The organism is Sphingomonas sp. S-NIH.Pt15_0812 (assembly GCF_003951315.1).
GTDB lineage: Bacteria > Pseudomonadota > Alphaproteobacteria > Sphingomonadales > Sphingomonadaceae > Sphingomonas.
Map to the genome: position 1 here is coordinate 1 of NZ_QLJH01000075.1, position 4,217 is coordinate 4,217.

A 4,217-nucleotide genomic window follows, 5' to 3' on the forward strand; every position below is an offset into this window, starting at 1 on the left:
TCGTGGCGGGGCTGTCCTACATCTGGCTGGCGCTCGCAGCCGAGCGCGGCAAGCAGCTCCGGTCGGAGATCAGGCGGAGGGATCAGGCCGAGCAAGAGGCGTTGCAGCTCGCGCGTACCGATCCGCTGACCGGGCTGTTCAATCGCCGCGTGTTTGGCGAAGAGTTGCAAACATTGATCGAAGCGGGCGGCGCAGAAAGGGCCTGCCTCACGATCGTGCTGATCGATCTCAATGGTTTCAAGGGCGTCAACGACACCTACGGCCATGCAGCCGGCGATGCGGTTCTCACTACCGTCGGACAGCGCTTACGGACCAGCTTCGAACCGGGTGGTATCATCGCGCGGCTAGGGGGCGATGAGTTTGCGGTTCTGCTCCCTGGCGACCTCGGTCAAGGTGAATCAATCTCCCCGGCATCGCTCGAGCGTGCGCGGCAGGCGCTGTGTCAGCCTTTATCCTGGCGTGCGAACAGGATCAGCGTTGGTGCCAGCGTCGGCGTTTCGTGCTTCCCAGCCGATGGGACGAAGCCGAGCGAGTTGCTGCACGCCGCTGATATTGCGATGTACGAAGCCAAGCGCAATCCTGGCCGCGGCGTATGCCTGTTCGCGCCGTGGATGGAGCAGCAGCGGCTCGAACAGCGGCGGCTGGAGGACGAGCTGCGCGTCGGGATATCGAACGGCGAGTTGCGTCCCTATTATCAGCCGATCGTCCGACTGGCTGATCAAGCGCTCTGCGGCTTCGAAGTGCTCGCACGGTGGCAGCACCCACGGCTGGGATTGCTGACGCCGGATCGCTTCCTCCGCATCGCTGAGAGGAGCGGGCAGATTACTGACATGACCCAAGCGCTACTTCGTCAGGCATGTTCAGACGCCTTGATGATGCCGGAACATCTGCGACTGGCGATCAACATATCGCCGACCCAGCTGGAGGAACCTCGTCTTGCTGAGACGCTAATCGAAATCATCAAGGTGGCCGGCGTCCGGCCGAGCCGCATAGAGATCGAGATCACCGAGGATGCGGTGATGGACGACGTTGCAACGGCGGAACGCGTATTGCAAACCTTTCGCGCGAGTGGTGTGTCAATCGCGCTCGATGATTTCGGCACCGGCTATTCAAGCCTTTCCAACCTACGCCGGCTGAAGTTCGATAAGATCAAGATCGATCAGATCTTCGTTAAGTCACTTGCAACAAGCGTAGAAAGCGAGAAGCTTGTCGATGCCATCCTCGGACTGGCATTCAGCTTCGACATGAAGATTACTGCTGAGGGAATCGAGGACGCAGCCGCAGCTGAGATGCTTTCGCGCAAGGGCTGCACGCAGGGACAAGGCTGGCTGTTCGGCAAGCCTGCCTGCGTCGATCATACCCTTTCTCTTATCGATTTGCAGCCTCGCGCGGCCGCGTAGGATCCCGATCTCAGGTGTTTGTTCATCATTGATGTCTAGGCGGGGGAGGCTCGAGCACTGCGTGACGAGCTTGGAACTGATGGGAACGTCGTGAAGCAAATATCTCTGATCACCGGCGCCTGCTTTTCCACACTGTTATGGCCTGCTTCGTCGGCTCCATCCGCGGTTCTAAACGTGCCCGTTGCTGCGCGCGTCCTTTCGTTCGTACAGCCGCCGCCCTCAGGGGTTGTCCCGGTTGCCATCGTTTATCAGCCTGGGAACAACGAATCGGAGGCCGAGGCTTCGGCGATGGAGCGGTCGCTTGCAAGAAGCGCGGTTAGCGGTCGTGCCCTGATCCGCACTCGCCGTGTTGCAGTGTCCAACCTTGCACAAATGTCAGGAACGCGAGCGGCCTTTGTCACCTCAGGTTTACGTAGCTACCAGAACGATCTTGCCGAAACGGCCAGTGAGCAGGCCATTCTGACGATAACGTCGGATACTGGCTGCGTCGTCGCGGGACGCTGCGTGGTAGGGATCACCGAAGGCGCTAAAACGCAGATCGTAGTCAGCAAGGAGGCCGCGCGACGCAGTCGCATCCGCTTCGGCTCGGCATTCCTCATGCTCGTCAAGGAAGTCTGATCCGTGCGCGCGCTTTATATCTCGATTGCCTACACGCTTGCCGTGGTCATGCCCGCCGCCAGCCTCAAGGCGCAGATTGTCGACTATGCCTCTTTGAGCGAGGCATTTGGTGAGCCCATCACCACCAGCGTGACGGGCAAGCCGCAGCGTGCCTCGGAAGCACCCGCCTCGGTCACCATTATCACCAGCGACGAGATCGCCCGCTCGCCTGCCAGGAACGTCCCCGATCTGCTCAAGGCGCAGGTTGGCGTCGACGTAAACCGGTGGACCGCTGGTCAAAGCGATGTGTCGATCCGGGGTGGTGTGCAGACCTATAATGCCCGCTTGCTGGTGCTGGTCGACGGGCGGCAAGTGTACCTTGACCATTATGGCATGACAAACTGGAACCTCCTGGGCGTCCAGCTCGATGAGATTCAGCAGATCGAGCTGGTGCGCGGGCCAGCAAGCGCCTTGTTCGGGTTCAACGCCGCGAGCGGCGTCGTCAATATCGTAACCAAACGCTTGAGCGCCGACGCGCGCTTTACCGCGCGCCTGGAGGGGGGGACGCACGGCTATGCGCGGCTCAGCGCGACCGCCGTGCTGCCGCTTACGTCCAGGATCGGGTTGCGGGTGTCGGCAGGCCATCAGGAAGAGGATGAACGCCGAATTCCGGCGCGACTATACCAGCCGCCCGTGACGCGCGGCGTTGGAGCCGATCAACTCAGCGCGACAGTGTTCATGCAAGCCGGCACCGGGACCTCGATCGAGCTGAATGGCGGCCTCAGCGGCAACCGCCAGCTAGAATTCTTGCCCAGCCAGATCCTGACCGAGCAGCGGTTCCGCAACCAGACCCTGGGCGTGCTGGTCAACCATGATACGCCATGGGGGAGCCTGAATGCGCGCAGCTACACGAACTGGCTGCAAGCTGATTATGGGGTCACGACCCCGGTGACAGATCCGTACAGCGCCGTCGCGGACCTGCGCGCAAAGAACCGAATTTCCGTCACCACGGGCTCCGCCTTGGTACGGCTGGGCGCAATCGGCAGTGCTCGCGTTGGCCTGGAATACCGCGACAACCAACTGTCGTCTGAGCGACTGTATTCGACGCGGATTGGGTACAAGGTCGCGGCACTCAGCGGGATGGTCGACCTGCATCCAACCGACCGGATCACGGTGACGGGTGCGGCGCGGGTCGACCGATTGTGGTTGGAGCAGGGCGGGGCGATCCTCATGCCGCAGATTGATCCTGCCTCGGCGTATAATCGTACTATCACGCCGGTCAGCTTCAACGTCGCAAGTTCGATACAGGTCGGCGAGGAGGGCCGCTTGCGTCTCAATGGCGGGCGCGGGCTGCAGCTCCCGTCGCTGATTGACCTCGGCCTGCACGTCGCCATCCCCGCACCCGACGTGCCGGTGCCGGTCTATCTCGTCGGCGATCCCCGCCTGCTGCCCGTAGTAGTCGACAGCGTGGAGGCGGGCTATTCGCACAGCTTCGCCTCGGGACTGCGCCTGGACGCCACCCTTTTCTACACGCAAGTCGATCGGCTGATCGCTTCACCTGGCGGCGCGGTCGACGTGACACTGGTCTTCACACCTGAACCGATCGCCGCCGCTCGCTTCGCCAATGTCGGTTCTTATACCAGCCATGGCGTCGAGCTGTCTGCAAGCGGGCGCATCCAGTCCAAAATTGGGTGGTCGGCTAATTACAGCCTCGCCCGGATCGACGAGACCATTCCGGCTAACCGGGACGCTGCTTATTATGCTCTGTTCCCCAAGGCGGCGACGCCTCGCCACCGCGCCAACATAACCGGCGATTATGCCGATGACGTCTGGTCCGCAGCGGTGGTGGCTCATCTGGCAACGTCCAGCCGGCAGAGCAGCTTCCTTCCCGACACCAACCTCATCTCAGTCAAGGTGCCAACGTCGGTCAGCGTCGATGCAAAGCTGACACGCGCGCTGGGCAGAGGGGCGGAGATTTACGTAGCGAGCGAGAACCTGACCAAGGCTCGCGGCGTCTACTCCTCGCCCATTCCTGCCGATCGGCGCGTTCGCCTGGGTTTGAGTGCCCGGCTGTAAACGTCGCTAAGGGCGGTGATAAGCCGCTCGGCCGCGTTCGTCGGCATAAACCATTCACTCGGCTGAAAACGGTCATTCCGCAAACGCCGACACCCACCGTCGGCTCAGGTGCTAGATGGCTCATACCTATTGTCAGCCCAAACT

At 61.7% G+C, this 4,217-nt stretch carries 3 protein-coding genes; all 3 read left to right on the forward strand.

The annotated features are described in order from the left end of the window. Positions 1-1,400 (forward strand): EAL domain-containing protein (locus tag BRX43_RS19800; RefSeq protein ID WP_125996768.1); only part of this gene is annotated, 1,400 nt, incomplete at its 5' end. 174 nt (positions 1,401-1,574) lie between these two features. Beyond that, positions 1,575-2,018: a YfiR family protein gene (locus BRX43_RS19805; RefSeq protein ID WP_277600182.1), complete on the forward strand. Its 444-nt coding sequence runs from the start codon at positions 1,575-1,577 to the stop codon at positions 2,016-2,018. A 3-nt stretch (positions 2,019-2,021) separates the two neighbouring features. Continuing rightward, on the forward strand, positions 2,022-4,073 hold the full coding sequence (locus tag BRX43_RS19810) for a TonB-dependent receptor (protein WP_125996770.1): 2,052 nt from the start codon (positions 2,022-2,024) through the stop codon (positions 4,071-4,073). Positions 4,074-4,217 lie beyond the last annotated feature (144 nt).